The 23856-nt window shown below is 66.9% G+C and carries 25 protein-coding genes and 2 pseudogenes; 16 read left to right on the top strand and 11 right to left on the bottom strand.

What is annotated here, in order from left to right; genetic code table 11:
- The first annotated feature begins 496 nt into the window (after positions 1–496).
- A complete protein-coding gene (locus tag PARJ55_RS24790; RefSeq protein WP_256380872.1) occupies positions 497–619 on the top strand; it encodes a hypothetical protein in 123 nt (40 codons plus the stop codon).
- Positions 613–819: pseudogene (locus PARJ55_RS0116465) on the top strand (transposase domain-containing protein); the annotation flags it as partial. The gene PARJ55_RS24790 and the pseudogene PARJ55_RS0116465, both read left to right, overlap by 7 nt.
- Here PARJ55_RS0116465 and PARJ55_RS23425 read toward each other — a convergent pair.
- The 3 genes from PARJ55_RS23425 to PARJ55_RS0116455 all read right to left on the bottom strand — a co-directional run bounded on the left by PARJ55_RS23425 (position 768) and on the right by PARJ55_RS0116455 (position 3182).
- Positions 768–992 carry a LysR family transcriptional regulator gene (locus tag PARJ55_RS23425; RefSeq protein ID WP_084637888.1) on the bottom strand — a complete coding sequence of 75 codons (225 nt, stop codon included), beginning with the start codon at positions 990–992 and terminating at the stop codon, positions 768–770. The pseudogene PARJ55_RS0116465 and the gene PARJ55_RS23425 sit on opposite strands and share 52 nt — an antisense overlap.
- Positions 993–1155: 163 nt before the next feature.
- The gene (locus PARJ55_RS0116460) at positions 1156–2526 is read right to left on the bottom strand and encodes an ATP-binding protein (protein WP_028710782.1); all 1371 of its coding nucleotides are present in this window, start codon (positions 2524–2526) and stop codon (positions 1156–1158) included.
- Positions 2523–3182 carry a response regulator transcription factor gene (locus PARJ55_RS0116455; protein ID WP_028710783.1) on the bottom strand — a complete coding sequence of 220 codons (660 nt, stop codon included), beginning with the start codon at positions 3180–3182 and terminating at the stop codon, positions 2523–2525. The genes PARJ55_RS0116460 and PARJ55_RS0116455 overlap by 4 nt, the downstream gene beginning before the upstream one ends.
- A 141-nt stretch (positions 3183–3323) precedes the next feature.
- On the opposite strand from PARJ55_RS0116455, the gene PARJ55_RS0116450 reads away from it, so the two are divergent.
- From PARJ55_RS0116450 to PARJ55_RS0116415, 8 genes are all read left to right on the top strand, one after another.
- Positions 3324–3638 carry a PepSY domain-containing protein gene (locus tag PARJ55_RS0116450; protein ID WP_028710784.1) on the top strand — a complete coding sequence of 105 codons (315 nt, stop codon included), beginning with the start codon at positions 3324–3326 and terminating at the stop codon, positions 3636–3638.
- The gene (locus PARJ55_RS0116445; RefSeq protein ID WP_036714342.1) at positions 3631–4263 is read left to right on the top strand and encodes a cytochrome b/b6 domain-containing protein; all 633 of its coding nucleotides are present in this window, start codon (positions 3631–3633) and stop codon (positions 4261–4263) included. Before PARJ55_RS0116450 ends, PARJ55_RS0116445 begins: the two co-directional genes overlap by 8 nt.
- A gap of 189 nt (positions 4264–4452) precedes the next feature.
- Entirely contained in the window at positions 4453–4755 is a 303-nt protein-coding gene (locus PARJ55_RS0116440; protein WP_028710786.1) for a PepSY domain-containing protein, read from the top strand.
- Between the two features lie 111 nt (positions 4756–4866).
- A complete protein-coding gene (locus PARJ55_RS0116435) occupies positions 4867–5247 on the top strand; it encodes a PepSY domain-containing protein (RefSeq protein ID WP_028710787.1) in 381 nt (126 codons plus the stop codon).
- 26 nt (positions 5248–5273) lie between these two features.
- On the top strand, positions 5274–5744 hold the full coding sequence (locus tag PARJ55_RS0116430) for a DUF2271 domain-containing protein (protein ID WP_028710788.1): 471 nt from the start codon (positions 5274–5276) through the stop codon (positions 5742–5744).
- Between the two features lie 9 nt (positions 5745–5753).
- A complete protein-coding gene (locus tag PARJ55_RS0116425) occupies positions 5754–7961 on the top strand; it encodes a PepSY domain-containing protein (protein ID WP_028714027.1) in 2208 nt (735 codons plus the stop codon).
- A complete protein-coding gene (locus PARJ55_RS0116420; RefSeq protein WP_028714026.1) occupies positions 7942–8934 on the top strand; it encodes an FAD:protein FMN transferase in 993 nt (330 codons plus the stop codon). The genes PARJ55_RS0116425 and PARJ55_RS0116420 overlap by 20 nt, the downstream gene beginning before the upstream one ends.
- A 142-nt stretch (positions 8935–9076) precedes the next feature.
- On the top strand, positions 9077–9550 hold the full coding sequence (locus tag PARJ55_RS0116415) for a hypothetical protein (protein ID WP_028714025.1): 474 nt from the start codon (positions 9077–9079) through the stop codon (positions 9548–9550).
- A 33-nt stretch (positions 9551–9583) separates the two neighbouring features.
- Here PARJ55_RS0116415 and PARJ55_RS0116410 read toward each other — a convergent pair whose 3' ends face one another.
- Positions 9584–10489, bottom strand: a complete 906-nt coding sequence (locus PARJ55_RS0116410) for a LysR family transcriptional regulator (RefSeq protein WP_028714024.1) — start codon at positions 10487–10489, stop codon at positions 9584–9586.
- Positions 10490–10596: 107 nt separating this feature from the next.
- On the opposite strand from PARJ55_RS0116410, the gene PARJ55_RS0116405 reads away from it, so the two are divergent.
- The 3 genes from PARJ55_RS0116405 to PARJ55_RS0116395 all read left to right on the top strand — a co-directional run bounded on the left by PARJ55_RS0116405 (position 10597) and on the right by PARJ55_RS0116395 (position 13523).
- Positions 10597–10815, top strand: a complete 219-nt coding sequence (locus PARJ55_RS0116405) for a heavy-metal-associated domain-containing protein (protein WP_028714023.1) — start codon at positions 10597–10599, stop codon at positions 10813–10815.
- 64 nt (positions 10816–10879) lie between these two features.
- Complete coding sequence (locus PARJ55_RS0116400; protein ID WP_028714022.1) at positions 10880–12799, top strand: cation-translocating P-type ATPase; 1920 nt, start codon at positions 10880–10882, stop codon at positions 12797–12799.
- A gap of 73 nt (positions 12800–12872) precedes the next feature.
- Positions 12873–13523: a DUF924 family protein gene (locus PARJ55_RS0116395; protein WP_028714021.1), complete on the top strand. Its 651-nt coding sequence runs from the start codon at positions 12873–12875 to the stop codon at positions 13521–13523.
- A gap of 13 nt (positions 13524–13536) precedes the next feature.
- Here PARJ55_RS0116395 and PARJ55_RS22335 read toward each other — a convergent pair whose 3' ends face one another.
- The 7 genes and pseudogenes from PARJ55_RS22335 to PARJ55_RS22330 form a co-directional block, all read right to left on the bottom strand.
- The gene (locus PARJ55_RS22335; RefSeq protein ID WP_051416314.1) at positions 13537–15477 is read right to left on the bottom strand and encodes a cation-translocating P-type ATPase; all 1941 of its coding nucleotides are present in this window, start codon (positions 15475–15477) and stop codon (positions 13537–13539) included.
- Between the two features lie 61 nt (positions 15478–15538).
- On the bottom strand, positions 15539–15919 hold the full coding sequence (locus PARJ55_RS0116385) for a hypothetical protein (protein WP_028714020.1): 381 nt from the start codon (positions 15917–15919) through the stop codon (positions 15539–15541).
- Between the two features lie 14 nt (positions 15920–15933).
- Positions 15934–16626 carry an ABC transporter ATP-binding protein gene (locus tag PARJ55_RS0116380; protein WP_028714019.1) on the bottom strand — a complete coding sequence of 231 codons (693 nt, stop codon included), beginning with the start codon at positions 16624–16626 and terminating at the stop codon, positions 15934–15936.
- Between the two features lies 1 nt (position 16627).
- Positions 16628–17761, bottom strand: a complete 1134-nt coding sequence (locus PARJ55_RS0116375; RefSeq protein ID WP_028714018.1) for an ABC transporter permease — start codon at positions 17759–17761, stop codon at positions 16628–16630.
- Positions 17758–18903, bottom strand: coding sequence for an efflux RND transporter periplasmic adaptor subunit (locus tag PARJ55_RS0116370; protein WP_028714017.1), 1146 nt, complete (start codon positions 18901–18903; stop codon positions 17758–17760). The genes PARJ55_RS0116375 and PARJ55_RS0116370 overlap by 4 nt, the downstream gene beginning before the upstream one ends.
- 3 nt (positions 18904–18906) lie before the next feature.
- Positions 18907–19503, bottom strand: a complete 597-nt coding sequence (locus tag PARJ55_RS0116365; protein WP_028710801.1) for a TetR/AcrR family transcriptional regulator — start codon at positions 19501–19503, stop codon at positions 18907–18909.
- A 112-nt stretch (positions 19504–19615) separates the two neighbouring features.
- Positions 19616–19978: pseudogene (locus PARJ55_RS22330) on the bottom strand (IS3 family transposase); the annotation flags it as partial.
- A gap of 94 nt (positions 19979–20072) precedes the next feature.
- Here PARJ55_RS22330 and PARJ55_RS0116350 point away from each other — a divergent pair.
- Genes PARJ55_RS0116350 through PARJ55_RS0116340 form a run of 3 tightly spaced genes read left to right on the top strand, consistent with a single transcriptional unit; the run spans position 20073 to position 23844 of the window.
- The gene (locus tag PARJ55_RS0116350) at positions 20073–21407 is read left to right on the top strand and encodes an ATP-binding protein (RefSeq protein WP_028714016.1); all 1335 of its coding nucleotides are present in this window, start codon (positions 20073–20075) and stop codon (positions 21405–21407) included.
- A complete protein-coding gene (locus PARJ55_RS0116345) occupies positions 21404–22393 on the top strand; it encodes a HupU protein (protein WP_028714015.1) in 990 nt (329 codons plus the stop codon). The genes PARJ55_RS0116350 and PARJ55_RS0116345 overlap by 4 nt, the downstream gene beginning before the upstream one ends.
- Entirely contained in the window at positions 22390–23844 is a 1455-nt protein-coding gene (locus tag PARJ55_RS0116340; protein ID WP_028714014.1) for a nickel-dependent hydrogenase large subunit, read from the top strand. The genes PARJ55_RS0116345 and PARJ55_RS0116340 overlap by 4 nt, the downstream gene beginning before the upstream one ends.
- The last annotated feature ends 12 nt before the right edge of the window (positions 23845–23856 follow it).

Below are 23856 nucleotides of genomic sequence, written 5' to 3'. Positions count from 1 at the left end.
CGACGACGCGCGACCTCGACCAGTTCATATTGCCGTCGCCGGCTCTCGGTGTTGAGCTCCACCTGGGCCGGGGTCGATTGGCGCACATAGACCACCGCCTTGCGCTGCAGGATGGCCGGTGGAAGGAGATCACCGTCCATCATCGTCTTGCTCCAACTTGCTCGTTCCCGCCGCTTCGGCCAGCAGAATGGCCAGGCGCGTCAANACCTGCTGGCGCTCCCGTGGGCTCATTCCGCGCAACCGCTCCGAGTCGAACTGCATCTGCAGTTGCCTGGGGCTCGACGGCCCGGTGGGCAGGTCTTGCATCGGTCTGTTCCTTTCCGGCGATGACATCACCGGAAGAGCTTCGCCGAAGACCGNGCCGANTCAGAAGGTCATCGAGATCCGACAGGGCCGCGAGCGATACGCGCGGTGTGCCGAGGTNCATGCCNGNGCANGCNNCCGGNTCGAGCATCCANGCGGCCACGACCNTNAANATNCCAGGCAGCACCTCGATATGGACAAACTGACCGGACTTGCGTCGGTCGACACGCTCGACCCGAAACTGTCGGCCGAAAAGCGCGTGCCACCGGTAATGCACCTCAACAAATTGCCCGACATGGGCAGAATGAACGGGTGATGGCCCTCGGGCGGAAAAACTACCTATTCGTCGGTTCCGAGGCAGGTGGAAAGGCCGCCGCCATCGCCTACACCCTGATCGAAACAGCCAAGCTCAACGTCAGCGATCCCCATGCCTGGCTCGCCGACACCCTGGCCCGTATCCCTGATTACAAGATCACAAAGGTCGATGACCTGCTGCCTTGGAAATGGCCCGGGTAGCGCTCAGGCCGGACGCTTACTTCGAGGTCGGCAATGCAGCGGCTGATTGCCGATTGCGACAGACCCAGTGAATTTCCTGCCTTTCGGAAGCTGCCGTGCTCGGCAGCGGCTATGAAGTAACGTAGGTGGCGAAATTCAATAGCATCCGAAGATGTAACCAATTTTCTGGTCATGCTGCCCCGTCCGCCTTTGTCGGCAGGGCTACTGTCACCACGGGCGCGCGCTAGGCTTTGTCCTTTCGAGATCAACATTCTGCGCCCCTTATATACAGATGCATCCTGTTCCGGCGGACACAGCCAGCCCAATAGTTTTCAGATCTGCTGGCCGGCTATCGGCTCAACGAAAGACTGCGCTCGCCTGGCTGGGCGGTATTGGTTGCTTTGAAGCTGTCGGCAAAACCACCGCCGCTTCAAAGCCAGACGAGCTTCCCGGTCTCGGCGACTGCAAGGTGAGCTTTGACGAAATCCGGTCCGCAATGCTGGCGACGATGGCAAGGCCAAGCCCGCTGCCTTCCGTTCCGGCTGTCCCCCTCTCAAAACGGCGGGCCAGCCGGCCAAGTGCTTCTGTCGGCACAACAAGGCCGTCATTGGCGACGCGGAACGTGCCATCCTCACCGAGGCTTACCTCGATCGGCTCGTCAGATGCGCCGTGCCGCAGGGCGTTCTCGACCAGGTTGCGGCAGATGATGCCAAACGCATCGGGGTCGAGGTCGGACATCACCGGGTGCTCCGGCAGAGCGAGTGCGATCCGGTTCGGTGCGGTCCTCTCGATATCGTCCACGACCAGGCGGGCGGTGATACGAAGATCGGATAGGTGATCGAGCCGCAACCGCCCGCCCTCCGCCCGAGCCAGTTGCAGCAGCCGCTCGGCGATCCGGGCCAGCCGCTTCAGCGAGGCCTCGATCTCGGCGGCCCTGTGGCCGGCGCCGGTATCTTTCGTTTCCACCTGTATCCGCTGGGCCTGCGCGATTGCGCCTGCCAGCGGTGTTCGCAATTCATGCGCGGCGTTGGCGGCGAAGGTGCGTTCGGCCTCGAATGTGGACTTGAGTTGCGCCAGCAGCACATTGACCGCCAGCCCCACCGGGGCGACCTCGACGGGGAGATCGTTGCAGGCGACGGGGGCAAGGTCGCGCGGTGAACGCTCGGCCAGCCGGTCGCGGTAGCGGCGCAGCGGGGCCAGGCCCGAGCGGACGGTCAATACGATCGCCAGCAGAGCGGCAGGGATGAACACCAGCAGCGGCAGTCCCAGGCCCGCCCAGACATCGCGTGCCGCCGTCGCGCGATGAGCAAGCGGCTCGGCGACCGTGAGACGGATCGTGCCTTGCAGGGCGTCCTCGCCATACAGGCGATGGGTTGCGGTCGTGTGAAAGCCCGGCCCATCCCATTCCGGGAAGATGGAGGGGTCGGCCTCATGCGATTGCAGAAGGATTCTCCCCATGTCATCCCGCACGATATAGGTGAGGAATTCGTCGTGGTCGCGCAGGTCGGCAAGGTGTTGCGTCACACCTTCCTCCTCACGTCCGACGATCTCGACAGCGGCCAGCGGCAATAGGCGCTGCGCCGCCTCCTGTAGTGACGAGTCGAAGATCCTGTCCATCTCGTGCCGCAGCATGACCGCCGTGGTGGCGGCGGCGGCGATCCACAGAAGCGTCAGAAGGATGCCCAGAGACACCCCCAACCGCATCTGAAGGCTGCGTGGCATGGTCATGGCGAACCCAGCCGGTAGCCCAATCCGCGCTCGGTCTCGATCACCTCGGCGCCCAGCTTCTTGCGCAGCCGGCTGACATGGACCTCGATGGTGTTGCTTTCCACCTCGGTATCGAAGGCATAAAGCTTTTCCTCAAGTTGTGCCTTGGACAGAAGCTGCCCTGGGCGGGTGAGGAACGCCTCGAACAGCGCCCATTCGCGCGCCGTCAGTTGCACCGGCCGGCCGTCGCGGCGGATGCTGCGCGAGGCAAGGTCGACGGCAAGCGCGCCGTGGACGATGATCGGGTTGGGATTGCCGCTATAGCGCCGCGCGACCGAGCCGATGCGCGCGGAAAGCTCGGCCAGATCGAAGGGCTTCACCAGATAGTCGTCGGCACCGGCGTTCAAGCCTTCGATCCGGTCCGAGATCTGGTCCAGCGCGGTCAGGATGATCACCGGCGTCACGTCGCCGCCGGCGCGCAGCGACCGAAGGAAGGTGATGCCGCGTCCGTCGGGCAGCATGAGGTCCAGCAATACCAGATCATAGCCGGCGCCGGCCATCGCATCGCCGGCCGCATCCAGGCGCGTGACCCAGTCCACCGACTGGCCACCCGCGGCGATCTGGTCCCGCACGGCGGCGCCCAGAACGGTGTCGTCCTCGATCAGCAGGATTCGCATGATCTTCCTACTCATTTACCTCTGGCCATTATGGCGATCCGGGCTGACGCAAAGCTGATGGCGGGACGCCCCAGGCTTCAGCATCCCGTCAGGTTCGCGACGCAGAATGTCATCCGATGGCCGTTATACGGAGTGTGGTCCATGAAGAGATCGCTGACAATTCTGACCTTTCTCGCGGCCCTTCCGTCCGGGGCTGCACTTGCCGGCGACGACTGTGCCGTGCCGCTGGCAGACTGGCAGCCAAGAAGCGCGGTGGTGCGGCTCGCGGAAGAAAACGGATGGGTGGTGCGGCGCATCAAGATCGACGACGGCTGCTACGAGATAAAAGGCACGGACCGGGAAGGACGCCGCATCGAGGTGACGGTCGATCCCGGCACGCTTCAGGTGATCGAGGTCGAATACGAGGACGGAGGTGAACGGCACTTCCGTGAGGGCAGGGGACGCAAACATGATTGAGGCGAAAAGGGACGGCGGTATTTCGGACGTTGCCGATACCACGCGCATGGTGCGGGTCTGGGATCCGGTGGTGCGCAGCTTTCATTGGGGCCTGGTTGCCGCCTTTGCAGTGGCATGGCTCGCGGCGGACGAGGTGCAGCCGCTTCACGAGGCGGCCGGCTATGCAGTGGCGGCATTGCTTGTGCTTCGCCTGATCTGGGGTTTTGTCGGCAGTCACCATGCCCGCTTCGCGCAATTCATGCGTGGCCCTGCCGCGACGCTGGTCTATCTCGGAGACATGCTGCGCGGGCGGGAGCGGCGCCATCTCGGGCACAACCCGGCCGGCGCCGCGATGATCGTGGCACTTATGGTTACGCTTTCCGGCACCGCGCTGAGCGGCTGGCTGCTCGAACAGTCGATCGAGGAAGCCCGTGCCGTGACGGTTGTGGGCGAGCATGGCGGCCGGGAAGTCAGGGGGGACAAGGCCTTGAAGGAGGTGCATGAAACGCTGGCCAACCTGGCGTTGGTCCTCGTGGCCCTGCATGTCGGAGGTGTGGCGCTCACCTCATGGCGCCATCGGGAGAACCTGCCCCGTGCCATGGTCACGGGCCGAAAGCGCGCCCCTGGCGCAAATGACATGACCTGATCGCTACGCATTCCCACTGTTGTTGCGGCCCCGCCTGTCTGGCGGGGCCGGTTTGTTTTGCGCGACCGTTGCGGTTCGTCGGGGCAGGCTGACGGAAAGCTGACGCAGGTTTTTCGCGGCGATCAGGATCACGTCAGCCGCGCCCTCCAGATTGGTTTCATCAGGCAACCAAGGCTGAGGAGCATAGCCATGAAAACTATCCTGACCGCCACCGCATTCGCCCTCGCGATCCCCGCCGGGGTCGCGCTCGCCGACGAGAAATGCAACGTGCCGACCGAGAACATGCAGTCCTGGGAAGCCCTTATCCAGGTGACCGACGAGTTCGGCTGGACCATCTCGAAAATGGAACTCGACGACGGCTGCTACGAACTGAACGTCATCGACCAGGGCGGCAACAGCCTGAAGATGACCGTCGATCCCGGAACGCTCGAGGTGATCGACGGCAAGGTCAAGCGCTGGAGCGACGGCACCAGGCCCGCAAAGCGCAACTGATCGCCGCAAGGCTCCGCCCCGTCATCGCGGCGGAGCCTTTCCCACGCAGGCGTTCGCCACGGCCATAGCCGGGAAAATGCCCCCGAGATGATCGGAAAGGACATTCGAACCATGAAGACTCTGTTGATTGCCATAACCGCTCTCGCGGTATTGCCCGCGGCGGGGGCGTTGGCGGGCGACGACTGCCATGTGCCTCGCGGCGCCTGGCAGCCGCGCGAGGCGGTGATGCAGGCCGCCGCCGGCCTCGGCTGGCATGTCGAGAAGATCGAGGCCGATGACGGCTGCTGGGAGGTCAAGGGACGCGATGCCCAGGGCCGCCGCATCAAGGCCAAGCTGGATCCCGCGACGTTGCAGGTCGTCAAGCTGCGCCACCGGGACGGCGAGCAGGACCGCAAGCGGGATCGCGGCGGTGCAACCCCTGTCGCCCCCTCGGCCCCGCCCGCCAATCCGCTGTTCCAGAACGGCACCCCGCCCGTGGTGCGGGTGAACTGACAAATCAGGCAGAAGAGAGCAGAGACATGAAATCCATCCTCGCAGCCCTTGCGCTGACTTCCGCCCTGGTGGCCCCCGGCCTCGCCATGGCCCGGCCGGTCACCCTCACCACCACGCTGAACACTTACGGCGGCGATGGTGCCTATCTGGTTCTCTACGTTACCGATGCGCAGGGGGCATATGCCGGAACCCTGTGGATGGCCGGCGGCAAGTCGAAATATTACGAGCATCTCAGCGACTGGTATCGCGCCAGCGGCGGCGACCTGGCGCAGATCGACGGCATCACCGGCGCCAGTGTCGGCGCGGGCCGGTCGCTGGAAATCACCCTCGATCTTGCCGATGCGCTGTTCGATGCCGGCTATACGCTGCATGTCGATGCCGCCGTCGAGGACATGCGCGACAGTCCGAACGAGGTGGCCGTGCCGCTGACGGCGGCAGGGGCAGGGCGGCCCGTGCCCGGCCGCCGCTATCTCGCCAGCCTCCGCTACGACATGTGAGACGGCGCCATGATCCGCATGCTGCATCGCTGGCCGGGTCTGCTGGCCCTTGCTCTCGTCATGGTCCTCGCGATCAGCGGGGCGGCGCTCTCGGTCTTTCCCGTGGCCGAGCGGTTTTCCACGCCGCAGGCCGAGGCCGGCCTGACCGTTGCCGATCTCGCAGAACGCATCCGGACTGCCTATCCGGGGGTGGAGCAGATCCGGCGTGCGCCCTCGGGTCGGATTACTGCGTTCTGGTTCGACGACGGCACGCCCGGCGCGGCGGTGATCGACCCCGCGACCGGCAAGGGCATCGCCAGCGCCGATCCGAACCCGGTCGAACGCTGGCTGACCAGCCTTCACCGCTCGCTGTTTCTTGGCGATGCCGGCCGTATCGTCATGGCCGCCGGTGCGGCGGCGATGCTGGTCCTGTCGGTCTCTGGCGCGATGCTGGTCGCGCGGCGCATGGGTGGCTGGCGGCGCTGGTTCGCCCCTTTGCGCGGGCCGGCATCGAGCCGCATCCATACCGGGATCTCCCGCGTGGCGGTCGCGGGGCTGATCCTGTCCTCGGCGACCGCACTGTGGATGGCCGCCTCGACCTTCGATCTTCTGCCGGATGGAGCTGCGCCGCCGGCCTTTCCGACCGAGGTCAGCGGCAGCACCGGGGTCTCCCTTGCTGCGATGGAGCCGCTCTCCGTGATTCCTGTCACTGCGTTGCGCGAACTGAGCTTTCCCTATCCGGGCGACGCCACGGACGCTTTCACCCTGAAGACGGATCGCGGCACCGGCTATCTTGATCAGGGGACGGGCGAGCTTCTGGCCTGGGCCGAGCTGACGATGTGGGAACGGATATCTGAAACTATCTACATGCTGCATACCGGACAGGGGGCCGCATCTCTCGGCCTCGTGCTGGGTGTGATGGCGCTCGGCGTGCCGGCAATGGGGGTGAGTGGTCTTGTGCTCTGGTTCGCGGGGCGGCGGTCAAGGCCGCGTCTCCGTGGCAATCATCCTGCAAAAGGCGCTGGGACCATCTTGCTGGTGGGCTCGGAGGGCGGCAGCACCTGGGGTTTCGCTGCGACGCTCCAACATGCGCTGACCGCAGCGGGCCAGCATGTTCATGTCGCGCCAATGTCCGGTTTCGAGCCGGCGCGCTATCCGCAGGCCGAACGGTTCGTCATTCTCGCCGCCACCTGGGGCGAGGGACAGGCTCCCGCCACGGCGAAGGGGTTCATCGAACGCCTCGCGGCGCTGGAATCCGTCCCTGAGGCCCCGCTTGCAGTGCTTGGTTTCGGTGATCGCAGCTTCCCCGCGTTCTGCGCGTTCGCCGATGAAGTCGTGCGGCTGGCTGCTGCCAAAGGTTGGGCGCAATTGATACCCTTCGACGCGGTCGATCGCCAGTCGCCGCAGGATTTCGCCCGCTGGGGCCGCGCCCTGGGGGCGGCGCTGGGGATCGAGCTTACGCTCGAACATGTGCCAACCCCGCCGGTGACGGAGCGGCTTGTCCTGGTCTCGCGCCGCGATTACGGGATAGACGTGCAGGCGCCAACCGCGATCCTGCGCTTTTCCCTGCCCGAGACGACGCTCCTGCAACGGCTCACAGGTCGGGGCGTTGGCCGGTTTCAGGCCGGTGATCTCCTCGGCGTCCTGCCCGAGGGTGCGGACCTCCCGCGCTTCTACTCGCTGGCGTCCGGATGGCGCGACGGCTTCGTCGAGATCGTGGTGCGCAAGCATCCCGGCGGCCTCTGCTCCGGGCAGCTTCTGGCACTGGAGCCCGATCAGGCGATCCACGCCTTCGTCCAGCACAATCCTGCTTTCCATAACGAAGGAGGAAAGCCGCCGCTGATCCTGATCGGCGCCGGCACGGGGATCGGCCCGCTTGCAGGGTTCATCCGGGGCAACAGTGGGAAGCGGCCGGTTCATCTCGTTTTCGGGATGCGCCACCCCGACAGCGATTTCCTCTATCGTGAGGATCTGGCCGCCTGGCAGGCCGATGGCCGTCTTGCCCAGTTGACCACCGCCATCTCGCGGGGAGCGAAGCCGCGCTATGTGCAGGACGTGCTGCGCGCTGAGAGCGTTGAACTGATCCGGCTGATCCGGGACGGGGCGCGCATCATGGTCTGCGGCGGGCGCGACATGGCGGCGGGCGTGGCCGAGGCGCTGACGGACATTCTCGCGCCGGTCGGCCTCACCCCGCTCACGCTGAAAACGGAGGGACGCTATGCCGAAGACGTCTACTGACCCGATCCGCCACGCGCTGAATGGCCCGACCATGGGGACACGCTGGTCGGCGCTTTTCCATGCCGATGCCGGGCTGGACCCCGCCCCGGTGCAGGCGGCCTTGCAGGCGGCCGTGGCGGAGGTCGATGCCGCCATGTCGACATGGAAACCCGACAGTGACCTGATGCGCCTGAACCGGACGTCCGAAAATGTCTGGGTGGCCGTTCCCGCTGGGTTGGCCGAAGTGCTCGATCTTGGGGTAAGGATCGGCGCTCTATCGGGCGGTGCTTTTGACATCGGCATGGGCGATGCGGTGCGGGCCTGGGGGTTTGGACCCGAGGCGGTCAGCGCCGGGGCCATCCGCGCGGTGATGGCTGCTGCGCGCTGGCCCGCGCATGAGGTGCTGGAGATCGACCGCGCGGCCGGGCTAGTCCGGAAACACACGCCGATCACGCTGGACCTGAACGGGATCGCCAAGGGGTTCGGCGTGGACAAGCTGGCAGGGACGTTGCAAGGCTTCGGCATCACGGCTTTCCTCGTCGGCATCGACGGCGAAATGCGTGCATCCGGACTACGGCCCGATAGCATGCCCTGGACGGTCGCCGTCGAGACGCCGGATCCCGAACGCCGCGCGCCCCGCTCCATCCTGACGCTGATGGATGCTGCCGTCGCCACGTCGGGCGACTACCGGCATCATGTGACCGTTCGGGGCCAGCGCCTGTCACACACCATGGACCCCGCGACAGGCGGCCCGCTGCGCTCGTCACCGGCCTCGGTTACGGTCGTCGCCGGAACCTGTGCGGAGGCCGATGCCTGGGCTAGCGCGCTGATGGTGCTGGGTCCGCAAGCTGGCGGCGAACTCGCCGCGCGTCTCGACCTCGATGCGCTGTTTCTGATGCGCGAGGCAGGCGGCATCCGGACCCATGCCGTCGGGGCGCTGTTCGACAGCCCGATGGTATCGGCGGCAGGCCGCGAGGGTCTGGTTCGTGCCTGAGGTCTGTCCATTCGTGCAATGGGTCTTTGCAGTTTTCGTCAATTCTCGTGCGAAAACGGACAGCCTATGTCTATCCCAAGCCCGGCGGCGTCTGTCGATGCCCGCTGCGGCCAGAACCACTTGGCAGATACAGGAGATCACTATGAGGACTGTAAAATCTTTCACCGCCGTCGCTGTTGCTCTCGCCCTTGCGCTGGGGTCAGCTGGCATTGCAGCCGCGCAATCCCATGATCATGACAGCCATGGCGCGGGGGCTATCGAGATCACGCTGAACGATGGCGCCAAATGGCAGGGCGATCAGAACATGATCACCGGCATGACCGCGATTCACGGAACCATGGCCGCGAACCTGGACGCGATCCACAACGGCACCCTGCCGGCCGATGCCGCGAATGGGGTCGCTGCCGATGTCCAGAAGCAGGTCGATTTCATGGTCGAGAACTGTGTGCTGGAACCCGAGGTGGACGAGCAGTTCCATATCGTCCTTGGTGAGGTGATGACCGGCATCTCGGCATTGGAGGCCGGCGAGGTCGAGACTGGCGCGGTGACGATCGTTCAGGCGTTGAACGCATATGGCGAGCATTTCGAGCATCCGGGCTGGCAGATGATCGACTGACGCCACGGGCGCAGGCATGGGCCGGCGCGGGCGTTACGCCTGCGCCGGCCTTGTCTTGCACGGGCAGCGCCCCTCCAGCAGGTCGGCATCGGCCGCCAGGGCCGTCGCCATGAAGTCCAGAAACAGGCGGATGCGCGCGGTTTGGCGCAGATCCTCGTGAATCAGCAACCACAGGTCCAGCATGAAATCCTCGGGCAGCGCGGCGGCGCGGATCAGGCTGGGGTCGCAATCGGCAATCACGCAAGGCAAGGCAGCAAGTCCGATCCCCGCCTTCGCACCGGCATGGGCGGCGATGATCGAGTTTGTCCGGTAAACCTGTCGCGCATCCGGCCACCAGCGGGTCAGATTGCGGCTGAGCGGGCCATGCGCAGACCCGTAGCCGATCCAGTCACCCTTGGCAGGATCGCCCGGCGGCCGGTCCGCCGCACCATAGGCGGCAAAGGCCAACCGCCCGACCCGCCGCCCGATCAGTGTTTCCTGTCCCGGATTGCCGATGCGCAGGGCCACGTCCGCCTCGCGCCGGGTCAGGTCCAGCACCGTATCCGCAACGATTACCTCGATCTCGATCTCGGACCATTCGGCGCGGAAGGCGGCGACATGGCGGGGCAGCACCCCCACCGCCAGCAGGTCGGTCGTGGTGATGCGGATCGTCCCAGTGGGCCGCTGGTCCTGTCCGGTAACCTTCAGCGCCAGCGCGGTGATTTCTTCCTCGATGCGGATGACGGAATCGCGCATCTCCTCGCCGGCCTGGGTCAGCGCGTAACCGCCGGGCAGCCGGTCGAACAGGCGCACCCCCAGCCGCGCCTCGAACGCGCCGATGCGGCGGAAGACGGTGGAATGGGTAACGCCAAGGCTGCGCGCCGCCCCCGAGAGCGACCCCGCCCGTGCCACGGCCAGAAACAACCGCAGATCGTCCCAATCCTGCGCCTGTGCATTCATGCAATGAATCTTTGCCTGAGTTGCCAATCCTGATCCTGAAAGGACAGCATATCTTGAGTTCACAAGCAATGACCGCCCACCGGGCGGCGACATGAAAGGAACCAGCCATGACCAAGACCATCCTGCGCAGCGACGAATTTTCCTGCCCCTCCTGCGTCACCAAAATCGAAAAGGCGCTGGCGGCAACTCCTGGCGTGACCGCCGCCAAGGTGCACTTCAACACCGGCCGCATCGAGGTCGAGCATGACCCCGCATCCGCCCCGGTCGAGGCCCTTGTCTCGGTGGTGAAATCCACCGGCTACGAGGCCCGCCCCGCCGCATTCTGACCCATCCCTGCCAGCCCGGCCGTGCCTGCCCGCGCTGCCGGGCCTTCACATCATGAGGCCCCGCATGTTGACCCCCATCCTGACAACCCTTCGCAAGCCGGCCAGCCAGCGCAAATGGCTGACGATCATCAGCGGCTCCTTGATCGTGTTTGGCCTGATCGCCCTTTACGGGTTCGGCCTGCGCGGGCTTTGGGCGGCATCGATGGTGACGGCGGCCTTTGTCGCCGGCTCCGACATCGCTTGGCGCGCCGTGCAGGCGCTGCGCATCCGCCATTTCTCGATCGAGTTGCTGGTGACCGTTGCGGCTATCGGCGCGCTGTTCATCGGCGAATATTGGGAATCCGCCGCCGTTACGTTCCTGTTCAGCTTCGGCGCCTGGCTTGAGGCCCGCACCCTGCGCCAGACCCGTGGCGCACTGGCCGATCTGCTGAAGGCCGCGCCCGAGGTCGCTACCGTGATCCGCGACGGCCAGCCGGTCGAGATTGCCGCCAGTGCCGTCCAGCCGAATGAGGTCGTGCTGGTGCGCGCCGGAAACCGCATCCCCGTCGATGGCGAGGTGATCGACGGTAACGCCGCCGTGTCCGAGGCCGCCATCACCGGCGAGCCGATCCCGGCCGAGAAAGCCCCCGGCTCCCACGTCCATGCCGGCACCATCGCGGAAAATGGCGTGCTGCGGATCCGCGCCACCGGCATCGGCGCCGATACCACGCTGGCCCGGATCATCCGCCGCGTCGAAGAGGCGCAGGAGGAACGCGCCCCCAGCCAGCGCATGATCGAGCGTTTCGCCCAATGGTATACGCCCGGCATCATGATGCTGGCGCTGGGTGCCTGGGCGGTGACGCAGGATATTCGCCTCGCGCTGACCCTTCTGGTGGTGGCCTGTCCGGGCGCCCTGGTGATCTCGACGCCGGTCTCCATCGTCGCCGGCATCGGGCGGGCGGCGCGCTCGGGCATCCTCATCAAGGGCGGGCAGCATCTGGAAAGCGCCGGCCGCATCGACATGCTGGCGCTGGACAAGACCGGCACCCTGACCGAGGGCCGCCCCAGCCTGGTCGAGATCGTGCCTCTTGGCGGCATCGATCGTGCCGAATTGCTGCACTGGACGGCGATCGCCGAATCCGGCTCGGACCACCCGCTGGGCCGCCCGATTATCGAGGCCGGCCGTGCCGAGGGCGAGATTCCCGCGCCCGAGACGGTCGAGGAAGTGGCTGGCATGGGTCTGGTGGTCCACCACGAGGGGCGGCAGGTCGCGGCCGGCAACCGGCGGCTGTTCGACCGGCTGGGCATCGGTTTCTACGCCGAGGCCGAGGCCGCGCTGGCCGGGGTTCTGGGCCGCGGCTGCACGCCGATCATCGTGGCGCTGGACGGGCGCATCGCGGGCATCTTCGGGCTGTCCGACCAGCCCCGGCTTTCGGCCCAGAGCGCCATCGCCCGGCTGCGCGATATCGGGGTGGGGCGCATCGCCATGCTGACCGGCGACCAGCCGCAGGCCGCCCACGCCATCGCCGCCGAAATCGGCATCGACGAGGTTCATGCCGGGCTGCTGCCCGAGGACAAGCTGGAGCTGATCCGCCACTTTCAGGCCGAGGGCCGCCATGTCGCCATGATCGGCGACGGCATCAACGACGCGCCGGCGCTGGCTGCCGCCGACACCAGCGTTGCCATGGGGGCCGTGGGCTCGGACGTGGCGATCGAGACCGCCGACATTGCGCTGATGGCCGACGATCTGGAGAAACTGCCCGAGGCCATGGCGATTTCCCGCGCGACGCTGCGCAATATGCGCCAGAACTTGGCCATCGCGCTGCTGACTGTGGCCGGGCTGCAGGCGGGCGTGTTCAACGGCGATGTGCATATGGCCGAGGGCATGCTGATCCATCAGCTTTCGGTACTGGTGGTGATCGCCAACGCTATGCGCCTGCTGCGCGTCCCGCGCGGGCCCGGCGGGCGCCGACCTGTGCCGGCAACGGTGCCCGCGACGGCATAGAGCGCGCTTGTGCTTCATCGGCAAATCCGCTCCCGTGCCCATGGCGCGGGGGCGTTTTCAATGGGGGGATGACATGGCCGATAGCAATGATGCCAGACAGATCGGCGAGGTTCTGGATTTCTGGTTCCCCGAGGGCCGCGCGCTGGACATTGACCCCGACCGCCATGCCGAGCACTGGCGCTGGCGGATGCATGGCGGCGCGGATGGTGCGATTGCGGCGCGCTTTGGCCCGCTGACCGAACGCGGCGCGGCGGGGGACCTCGATCACTGGGCCGGGACGCAAGAGGGCCGGCTGGCGCTGATCGTGGTGCTGGACCAGTTCCCGCGCTCGCTGTGGCGGGGGAGCGCGCTTGCATATGCGCAAGATCCGGCGGCTCTGGCGCAGGCGCTGGCGGGGTTGGACAACGGAGACTGGGCGGCCCTTGGCCTGCCGTGGTTCCAGATCGGCTTCACCCAGCCCCTGGGCCATGCCGAGGGGCCGGACCATCTGGCCCGCATCAACCGGCTGATTGCCCTGCGCAACGACATCGCCGCCCGCGCGCCGGCAACGTTGCAACCGCTCTATGCCTCGTTGGTCGATCAGGCCGGCAAGGTGCGCCGCGTCATCGCCCGCTTTGGCCGCCACCCGCACCGCAACGCCATCTTGGGCCGCAACCCGACGCCCGAAGAGGAGGCGTATCTGCAAGGGGGTGATTTCCCCCATCAGCGCGCTTTCAGGGAGTGACGCCCCTTTCGAGTCAGGCCGGCAGCGCCACACCCGGCAATGCCTGTCGGCTCGCCGGTGCCTTGGGCCGGCGGATCGGGTCCGACAGCAGCCGCAGCCCGTTCAGCACCACCAGCACCGTGCCGCCTTCATGGCCGATCACCACCAGCGGCAAGGGCAGGTCGAAGAACAGCCCGCCGATGACCAGAACCACCATGGCGCCGATGGCGAAGGTCAGGTTCTGGCGGATCACCCTTGAGGTTCGGCGCGACAGGCGCTGCGCATCGGCCAGCCGCTCCATATCCTCGGAGAGTAGCGCCACATCGGCGGCCTGAAGCGCCACCTCGGACCCGGCCACGCCCATGGCGATGCCGACATCGGCGCGGGCCAGCGCCGCGGCGTCGTTCACCCCGTCGCCGACAAAGGCGACGCAGCCGGTTGGGGCCAGATCGCCCACCGCGCGAACCTTGTCCTCGGGCAGCATTTCGGCGTGGATCTCGTCGGGGGCAAGGCCAAGCTCGGCGCCGATGCGCAGGGCGACCGGGCGGCGGTCGCCGGTCATCATGACGATGCGGCGGATGCCACTGTCGCGCAGGGCCGCAATCGCCCCGGCGGAACTGGCCCGCGCCTCATCCGCCACGCTGACGGCGCCCAGCACGGTGGCGCCGCGGCCCAGATAGACGACCGAATTGGCGCCATCCGCCAGCGCCTGCAACGCGGGGTGATCCGTCGCGGCCCCCATGTCCCTGGCAAGATAGGGGTTGCCCGCCCAGACCGGGCCAGAGGCATCGCAGCCCTCGATGCCGATGCCCGGCCTTGCGTTCACGTCGGCAATGCGCGCCGGATCAAGTCCGCGGGTGTCGGCCTCGCGGCGGATCGCGGCGGCGATATGATGCTCGGAATGCGCCTCCAGCCCCGCCAGCAGCGACAGGAACCCGGCCTCGTCGCCATCCAGCGCGACGATTTCCGTCACCTCGGCGCGGCCGGTGGTCAGGGTGCCGGTCTTGTCGAAGGCGAAGATATCGACCTCGGCCAGCGTCTCCAGCGCGCCGCCGCCCTTGAACAGAACTCCGCCGCGCGCCGCCGCCGACAGGGCCGACAGGATCGCGGCGGGGACGGAAATGACGATGGCGCAGGGGCTGGCGGCGACCAGCAGCGTGGCGGCGCGGTAAAGCGCCAGTTCCCAGTCGCCGCCCAGCCACCAGAACGTGGCAAAGGCGATCACCGCACCCGCCAGCACCGCGACCGTGTAGCGCTGGCCGAACCATTCGCTGAACCGCTCTGAGGGTGCGCGGGCGGCCTGCGCCTCGGTCACCAGGCGGATCATGCGGGCGATGGTGCTGTCGCTGACGCTGCGCGTGACCTCGACCTCCAGCACGCCGTCCAGATTGATCGTGGCCTCGAAAACCTGCGCACCGGCCTCTTTTGACACGGGCATGGATTCGCCGGTGATATTGGCCTCGTCGATGCCGCCGCGCCCGGTGACGACCACGCCATCACTGGGCACCCGGGCGCCGGGGCGCAGCACCACCACATCGCCGACGGCCAGCACCTCGGCGGGAACTTCCTCCACAGCGCCGTTGGTGGACTTGCGCAAGGCGGTCTCGGGGCGCAGCGCCATCAGCGCCTCGATGGCGCGGCGGGCGCGGCCAAGCGCGCGTTCCTCCAGCGTGGTCGAGATGCTGAACAGCGTCAGCAGCACCGCACCCTCGAACGGGGCGCCGACGATTGCGGCGGCGATTGCCGCGACGATCATCAACAGGTCGATGTCAAGCACGCGCGCGCGCCACAGTTCCGACAGCGCGCGCCAGCCGGTGGGCAGGCCGCCAGCCAGATAGACTAGCACTAGCCCCGGCAGCTCCAGAGCGTCGAAAGCTCCGCTGGGCAGCCACCTGCCGGCCGCCGCCATTGCCATGCCGAGCACGGTGACGAGCGAAAGGGTCAATGACAGATCAATGGTTGGAAATCGTCTCATGTCGGGTTCCTGGCTGGCGAGATGGCTGCTGGCAGCCGCCATCGCTGGCTGGGTGAATGGATCAATCGGATGGCTTATGGCACCGCGATGCGAAGGCCGCGATGGTAATCCAGATGGCGCTGCGCAGGATCATCGCGCCCATGGTGCGCGCTTCCCAGGCGCCGCCCGAGCCGACATGCCACAGGAAGGCGGCGAAGACGGCCGCAGTCGCCACGGCGATGGCGAGCGACAGCACCGGCGCCCAGCCCGCGCCGCGCCACAGGCCGATGCCGGCCAGAACATAGGCAAACCCCGCGCCGAAATTGAACCACAGCACGAAGGGCACCACCGCGCCCATGTCGACGCCGCCGAAGAGCGCCCTGCCGCCCGAGACGAGGGTGAGCAGGCCGAAGATCACTGCGACGGCGGCGGCGATAGCCAGGGTGCGGGGTCTTGCGGGCATGGATAGCTCCGGGGTCAGGCGTCGGCGAGGCGGCCGTCGCGCAGGTGGATCAGGCGGTCGAAACGGTCGAAGATCTTTTCGTCATGGGTGACGGTGACGATGCAGGCCTCCTGCTCGACGGCAAGCCTGCGCAACAGGTCCATCACCAGCCCGGCCCGCGCGCCGTCGAGCGCGGCGGTGGGTTCGTCGGCCAGGATGATGCGGGGGCGGTTGGCGAGCGCGCGGGCGATCGCCACGCGCTGCGCCTCGCCGCCCGAAAGCAGCGCCGGCTTGACCGTCGCCCGGTGGCCGACTTCCAGATAGGTGAGCAGCTCGCGCGCCCGTGCCCGGCCCTTGTCGGCGGACCAGCCGGCAAGGTCCAGCACGACCGCGACGTTCTCCTCCGCGGTGAGGAAGGGCAGGAGGTTGTGCGCCTGGAAGATGAAGCCGATCTTGTCGAGCCTGAGGCGCCTCAGGTCGCGCCGCAGCCATCTGCCGTCGAACACCGGCTCGCCATCAAGCACCACCCGTCCCGCCGATGGGGCGAGGATGCAGCCGATGATGTTGAGCAGCGTCGTCTTGCCCGACCCGGACGGGCCGAGCAGCGCGACAACCTCGCCGGCGCGCACGGTCAGATCGACCGCGCGCAGGGCATCGACGCGGGTTGAGCCCTCGCCGAAATGCTTGGCCACGCCCGAGACCTCGATGAGGATGTCGCCGAGCGCCATGTCAGCTCCCTAGCGCGGTGGCCGGGTCGACCTTCATCGCCGCCCGCACGCCGAGCGCGGAGGATAGAAGGCAGACCGCGGCGATGATGCCGGCAAGGACCATGACGTTGAACGGCTCCAGCACCACGCGGCGGGGAAAATAGTCCTTCACCGCAAGGATCAGTATCAGGCCGATCCCCCAGCCCGAGGCGCCGAGGATCAGCGCCTGCTGCACGATCAGCGCAATGATGGTGCGGTCGGGCGCGCCGATCAGCTTCAGCGTGGCGATCTGCTTCAGCTTCTCCATGGTCATCGTGTAGATGATGAGGGCGATTACCACGGCGCTGACGGACAGCAGGATGCCGAGGAACAGCCCGATCTGGCGGCGCGCCTTGTCGACCACCGAGGCGAGCAGCAACTGCTCCTGCTCGGCCTGGGTCATGGCGGCGAGGTGCTTCCACTGGCGCACGGTCGCGGTCAGCAGATCGACATCGGCGCCCGGCGCCACGCGGGCGATGACGGCGGCGACGGATGCGGATTTGACTGAAACGGCGCCGCGCGCGGCCTGCACCCGCTGGGCGGCGGGGTTGAGTTCAGTCTGAAGCGCCATCGCGTCGGCCAGCGTCACATAGACCGCCGGATCCCCGCCCGAGTTCATCGCGCCTTCCACAAGCCCGACCACGGTAAAGCGGTTGCGCCCGAGCCGGATCGTCTCGCCGGGCAGCAGGCCGGTCTTGCGGTCGGCCACCAGCTCGAAATGGCTGGCGCCGATGCCGCGCCCCTCGGCGATCGCCTGCGGCCCGCCCGGACGCCCCGGCTCGTAGCCGACGACGTAGAGTCTCAGCGTGTGCCCGGCATGAGGCGCTTCGACGTTCTGGTAGTTCACCGCGCCGGCCTCGGCCACGCCGGGCATCCGTGCCACTGCATCGCGCGTGTCGACCGGAATGCTGGAGGCTTCCGCGAACGGTCCCTTGGTACCAGCCTCCACAACCCAGACATCTGCGGTCGGTGCCTTTACCACCGCCAGCGCGTCCGAGACGAGGCCGTTATAGATACCGATCATCGCCAGCACGACCGTCATCAATAGCCCCAGCCCGAAACAGGTCAGCACGAACCGGAACAGGCCGTGGCGGATATCTTTGAGCGCGAGGTTCATGGCGCCTCGCTAAGGTGGGCGCGCCGGCCCTCTGCGGCGCCCCTGGGCGGGCTGGTGACGATGGCGGCTCCTTCGGGTAGGCCGCCCGCGACCTCGACGCGGCCGCGATCATCGCGGGCGCCGAAGGTCAGCCCTATCCGTGCGAGACGACCGTCTTGCACCGTCCAGACCGTGCCGCGATGGCCGTCGAAGCCGGTGATGGCGACCTCGGGCACCATCAGTGCGCTCGCGCGTGTGCCAGTCAGGATGCGCACTTCGGCCTGTTCGCCAAGAAACATCTCGGCGGGGCAGTCGGCGCAGGTCAGCCAGACGCGGCGCTCCTCGTTCACCCGGTCGCTTTCGAGGCCGATGCGGATGATGGTGCCGTGGAACTCGGCCGAAGGCTGCGAGCGCAGCCGGATCGTGCCGGGCTGGCCGGGGGCAAGCTGGCCGGCGCGCTCCTCGTCGACATAGGCCTGGATCCAGACGGTGGCCGGGTCGATCAGGGTGAAGATCGCATCGCCGGCTTTCACTACCGTGCCCGGCTCCGCATGGCGCGCGACGATCAGCGCATCATAGGGCGCGACCAGCCGGTGGTGGGCGAGAAGGGCTTCCTCCTGCCGCAGCGCCGCCGCCGCATCAAGGCTCTGTGCCCGGATCACCGCCACATCTGCCTCGGCCACGGCCAGATCGGCGCGGGCCACATCCTCGTCACGTTGCGCTTCCTCGGCGCGCTGGACCGAGGCGATATCACGCTGCACCAACCCTTGCTGGCGGCGGTTCGCTGCCTCACGCTCGGCCAGAACGGCATGGGCGCGCATCACGGCTGCGGTGGCCTTGGCAAGATTGGCCTCGTTGGCTGTCACCGCTGCGCCGGCGCGGGCAACGCGCGCTTCCTGTTCGGCAGAGTGAAGGATGGCCAGTTCCTGCCCCTTCGCCACGCTGTCCCCGGCATCGGCGGCCAGCGAGGTCAGGGCGGCGCCCACCTCGAAGCCGACGCGGCTGAGGATCCGCGCCTCGACAGTGCCCAGCCCGTAGATGCGAAGGGCTACATCATGTTCGGGCTGAACGGCCGCCACCGTCAGCGGGCGTTCGGTGAAGAACAGAAAGCCGGCAGCGACGGCCGCCGCCAGAAGAACACCCGACAGCCAGAAGCGCCGCATCGTCTATTCTCCTTCAGCAGCCAAAAGCCCGCACTGCGCGTCGAACAGGCGCAGCCCCTCGGCACGCAAGTCGAAATCGCGGTCGCCGAGCGACCAGCGGATCGCCACGCCCTGCACCAGCGAGGTCAACAGCACTGCCGCATCCTCTGCGGCAATGTCGCCACGTAACACGCCGGCTTTCTGACCGGCTCTGACCTCGGTCGCCAGAAGGCCGTGGAAGGTCGTGAGCCTGCCGTGAAAGGTGGCGCGCAGCTCGGCGTTGGTGACGTTCAACTCACGCGAGAACAGCAGCATCGGCAGCGCGGGGGTCGCGTGGATCTGCGTGAACTGCGCGGAAATCAGCGCACGCAACCTGACAATCGGCGTGTCTCCGAGGCGCAATGCATCGTCCCAGGCCGTCGCCAGCCCCTCGGCCACATGCTCGGCCACCGCTTGCCACAGCGCGACCTTGGTCGGGAAGTGCCGGAACAGCGCAGCCTGCGTGACGCCGATCTGCGACGCGACCGCTCCTGTCGTCACCCGGTCCGGCCCGATCCTGTCGGCGAGGTCGAGCACGGTGGCCACGATCTCGGCCTTGCGAAGCTCCGCTGACTTGCGCACGGGGCACCTCGTTAGTTAGTGATCGGTCACAAACATACTTAGGCGGGCTCCTGCGATGCGTCAATCACGAGGCGTCATTTTCTGCATGCATTGATTGCCACGACACCGGGTCGCGGCGGGTTTGCCAGTTGCGTCTCCAGACCAGTTCGGCCTTCAGGGACTTGAAGAAACTTTCGACGGTCGAGTTATCATAGCAATTGCCTTTGCCGCTCATTGATGCCTTGAACCAGTTTTTGCGTAGAAGCTTCTGGTAGTCATGGGCGCAGTATTGCGCGCCGCGATCCGTGTGGTGAATACAGCCGGGTGGCGGTCGTCGCAGGGCAACAGCCATGTTCAGCGCCCTGATCGCCAGATCCTGCTTCATCCGGTTGCTGATGGCCCAGCCAATCACGCGCCTCGAGAACAGGTCGATGATGACGGCCAGATAAACCCAGCCCTCGCGCGTCCAGATGTAGGTGATGTCTCCCGCCCACTTCTAGCCCCCCGCCCGGGTGCAGCATAGGCTTGGCATACTATCAGGCTTGACATGCAGGATGGAAAGATGCGCAAGGGTGAGGAGAGGATTGCAAATGCCACGGGCAATGGACGCAAAGGACGACAGGGCGGGTGCTGCGCTGACGGATGCGGCCTGGTCCGATGTGCTGATTGCGGTGGATCGCACCTATGCCGAGCTGATCGAACATCAGGAGCGGCTTGAGGCCCAGAACCGCGAGCTTGAGGCGCTGCGCCAGTTCCTGTCCTCGGTCATCACCTCGGTTTCCGATGTGCTGATCGTGCTGGATCGCGACGGGCGGGTGGATGAGGTCAATGCCTCGACCTGTGTCTGCACCGGGCTGCCTGTCGCGGCCCTGGTCGGCCGGAGCGTGGCGGATCTGGTGCGCGAAGAGGATCGCGCGGGTCTTTCGGCCCTGATTGCGGAGATTGCGCGCACGCGGGCGCCGGGGCGGATGGAGCTTTCGCTTGTGAGTTCGCGCGAGCCGGCCCCGGTCGAGGCGGTCCTGTCGCCGCGCCTCGATGATCGCGGCCGGATCGAGGGGCTGGTGCTGACGGGGCGTCCGGTGGGGGAATTGCGCCGCGCCTATGCCCAGCTTGAACGCAGCCATGCCGAGATGAAGGCCGCTCAGGCGCAGCTGGTCCATGGCGAGAAGCTGGCTTCATTGGGGCGTTTGCTGGCCGGGGTGGCGCATGAGCTGAACAATCCGATCAGCTTTGTCTATGCCAATGCCCATGCGCTGGAACGCTATGCCGCCAAGTTCGAGACCTATTTCGACCGGGTTCAGGCCGGGGCCGACAGGGATGAACTGGTCCGCCTGCGGGAAGAATTGCGGCTGGACCGCGAGTTGCGCAACCTGCGCGAGGCGGTGCAGGGCGCGCGCGAGGGGGCCGAAAGGGTGCGCGATATCGTCGAGGATCTGCGCCGACTGTCCTCGGATGGGGGCGGAGAGATGGCGGCCTTCGATCTGGTCGAGACCGCCCGCACCGCCGCCTTCTGGATCATGCGCGGGGCAGGCCACAGCACCGTGCCCGAGATCAATGCCGAAGGGCCGGTGATGGTTCTGGGGCATACGGGCCATATTCAGCAGGTGGTGATGAATCTGGTGCAGAACGCGCTGGATGCGGTTTCGGAAACCGCAGCCCCGCAGATCGCCTTGCGGATCATGCGCGAGGAAGGCCGTGGCGTGCTGGAAATCCACGACAACGGGCCGGGCATCGACGAGGCAACGGCCGCAATGATCTTTGACCCGTTCTTTACCACGAAACCCGTGGGAAAAGGCACCGGACTTGGCCTGTCGATCAGCCTCAAGATCGCCGAGGATCATGGCGGCAGGCTGAGTTACAGCCCCGCCTCTGGTGGTGGGGCGCTGTTTCGGCTGGAGCTGCCGCTGGCAGGAGAGGGCGCATGAACATTCTGTGGCTGCAAAGCGCCGGTTGCGGTGGCTGCACCATGTCGCTGCTATGTGCCGAGGGGCCGAATGTCTTTGACCTGCTTGCCGGGGCGGGGCTGACCTTTCTGTGGCATCCGGCGCTGAGCCTTGAAAGCGGTGCCGAGGTGCGCGGGATTCTGGCCAGCCTTGTTTCGGGCGAGGTGCCGCTGGACATTCTCTGCGTCGAGGGCGCGATTGCACGCGGGCCGCGTGGCACCGGACGCTATCAAATCCTGTCGGGCACCGGGCGTCCGTTACTGGACTGGATGCGGGACCTGGCGCCGCTGGCGGCCCATGTGGTGGCGGTGGGCACCTGTGCGACCTATGGCGGCGTGACCACGGCAGGGGGCAACCCCTCGGATGCGGTGGGGGTGCAATATGACGGTGCCCATCCCGGCGGCGCCCTGCCGGCCACGTTCCGCGCCCGTGCCGGTCTGCCGGTCATCAATATCGCCGGCTGCCCGACCCATCCCGATTGGGTGACCGAGACGCTTCTGATGCTGGCGGCGGGCCGGCTGGGGGCCTCGGATCTGGATGCGCTTGGCCGGCCCCGGTTCTATGCCGATCATCTGGTCCATCATGCCTGCCCGAAGAACGAGTTCTACGAGTACAAGGCCAGCGCGCGCGCATTGTCGGAAATGGGCTGCATGATGGAGCATCTGGGCTGTATCGGCACACAGGCGGTGGGCGATTGCAATATCCGGCCCTGGAATGGTCAGGGCAGTTGCACACGCGGCGGATATCCCTGCATCAACTGCACCGCGCCGGAATTTGAAGAGCCGCGCCACCTGTTCACCGCCACGCCCAAGATCGCCGGCATTCCGGTTGGCCTGCCGACCGATATGCCCAAGGCCTGGTTCATGGCGCTGGCATCGCTGTCCAAGGCCGCCACGCCCGAGCGGATCGCGAAGAATGCCGTGGCCGATCGTATCGTCACCCCGCCGACGCTGAGAAAACCCCGATGAGCGGGGCAGGGGGCGAAACGGGGCAGGGGCAGTTGATCGTCGGCCCGTTCAACCGGGTCGAGGGCGATCTGGAGATCCGGCTGGACATCGCAGAGGGGCGAGTCAGCGCGGCGCGGATCAACTCGCCGCTTTATCGCGGGTTCGAGCGTATGCTGCCCGGCAAGGATCCGCGCGATGCGCTGACCATCGTGCCGCGGATTTGCGGCATCTGCTCGATCAGCCAGTCGGCGGCGGCGGCGCGGGCGCTGGCCATGGCGGTGGGCGAGGTCCCCGAACCGCAAGGAGAGCGGATGGCCGCGCTGATCCACGCGGTCGAGAATGTCTCGGACCATCTGACGCATTTCAGCCTGTTCTTCATGCCCGATTTCACCAGACCCCAATATCAGGCGCGGGGCTGGTATGATCGGGCGGTGGCCCGGTTCACGGCGATGGAGGGATCGGCCCTGAAACGCGCGGTCGAGGCGCGGGCGGGGTTGATGCATATCCTTGGGCTGATGGCCGGGAAATGGCCGCATACCCTGGCGATCCAGCCCGGCGGCGTGACGCGCGCCCCGTCCGAACGCGACCGGCTGCGTATTCTGGCCAGCCTGACGGCCTTTCGCCGCTATCTGGAGGATACGGTCTTTGGGGCAGCGGTCGAGGATTTCGCGGCCCTTTCCTCGGTCCCGGCGCTGATGGGATGGCAAGGGGGCGATGCCGGCCTGTTCCTGCGCATCGCCGCCGATCTGGATCTGGCGGATCTGGGGCGCGGCTCGGGGCGCTATCTGTCCTTTGGCGCCTATCCGCTGGAGGGCGGCCACGGCTTTGCCCCCGGCATCTGGGATGGCGGGGCGCAGCCTCTCGACATCGCGGCGATCAGCGAGGATTTGTCGCATAGCTGGATGCTGGGGCCTGCGGCGCATCCGGCCCAGGGTGTGACCGATCCCGACGAGGATATGCGCGACACCGCCTATAGCTGGTGCAAGGCCCCCAGACTGGCCGGACGCACCATGGAAACCGGCGCGCTGGCCCGGCAGGTGATCGACGGCCATCCGCTGGCGCTGGATCTGGTCCGCGATGGCGGCGGCGGGGTGCTGGCGCGGGTGGCGGGGCGTCTGCTGGAACTGGCGCGCAGTCAGGTTCTGATGGAGGATCTGGCGCGCGGGATCGTGCCCGAGGCCCGCTTCATGGCCGGCCCCCTGAAAATCAGCGATGGGATCGGCGAAGGGCTGGTCGAAGCCGCGCGCGGCGCGCTTGGCCATTGGCTGAGGATCGAAGGCGGGCGGATCGCCTCGTATCAGATCGTCGCTCCGACCACCTGGAACTTCAGCCCGCGCGATGCCGGCGGCGTGCCCGGTCCGGTCGAGGCGGCGCTTGAGGGGCTTGTGGTCCAGCCGGGCGAGACGACCCCGCTTGGCGTGCAGCATGTGGTGCGCAGCTTTGACCCCTGCATGGTCTGCACCGTGCATTGAGGAAGGAGTGCC

It is taken from the genome of Paracoccus sp. J55 (genome assembly GCF_000513975.1).
Classification (GTDB): domain Bacteria; phylum Pseudomonadota; class Alphaproteobacteria; order Rhodobacterales; family Rhodobacteraceae; genus Paracoccus.
The sequence above is the reverse complement of the archived record's forward strand: the minus strand, read 5'-3'. Positions and strand labels throughout refer to the sequence as shown.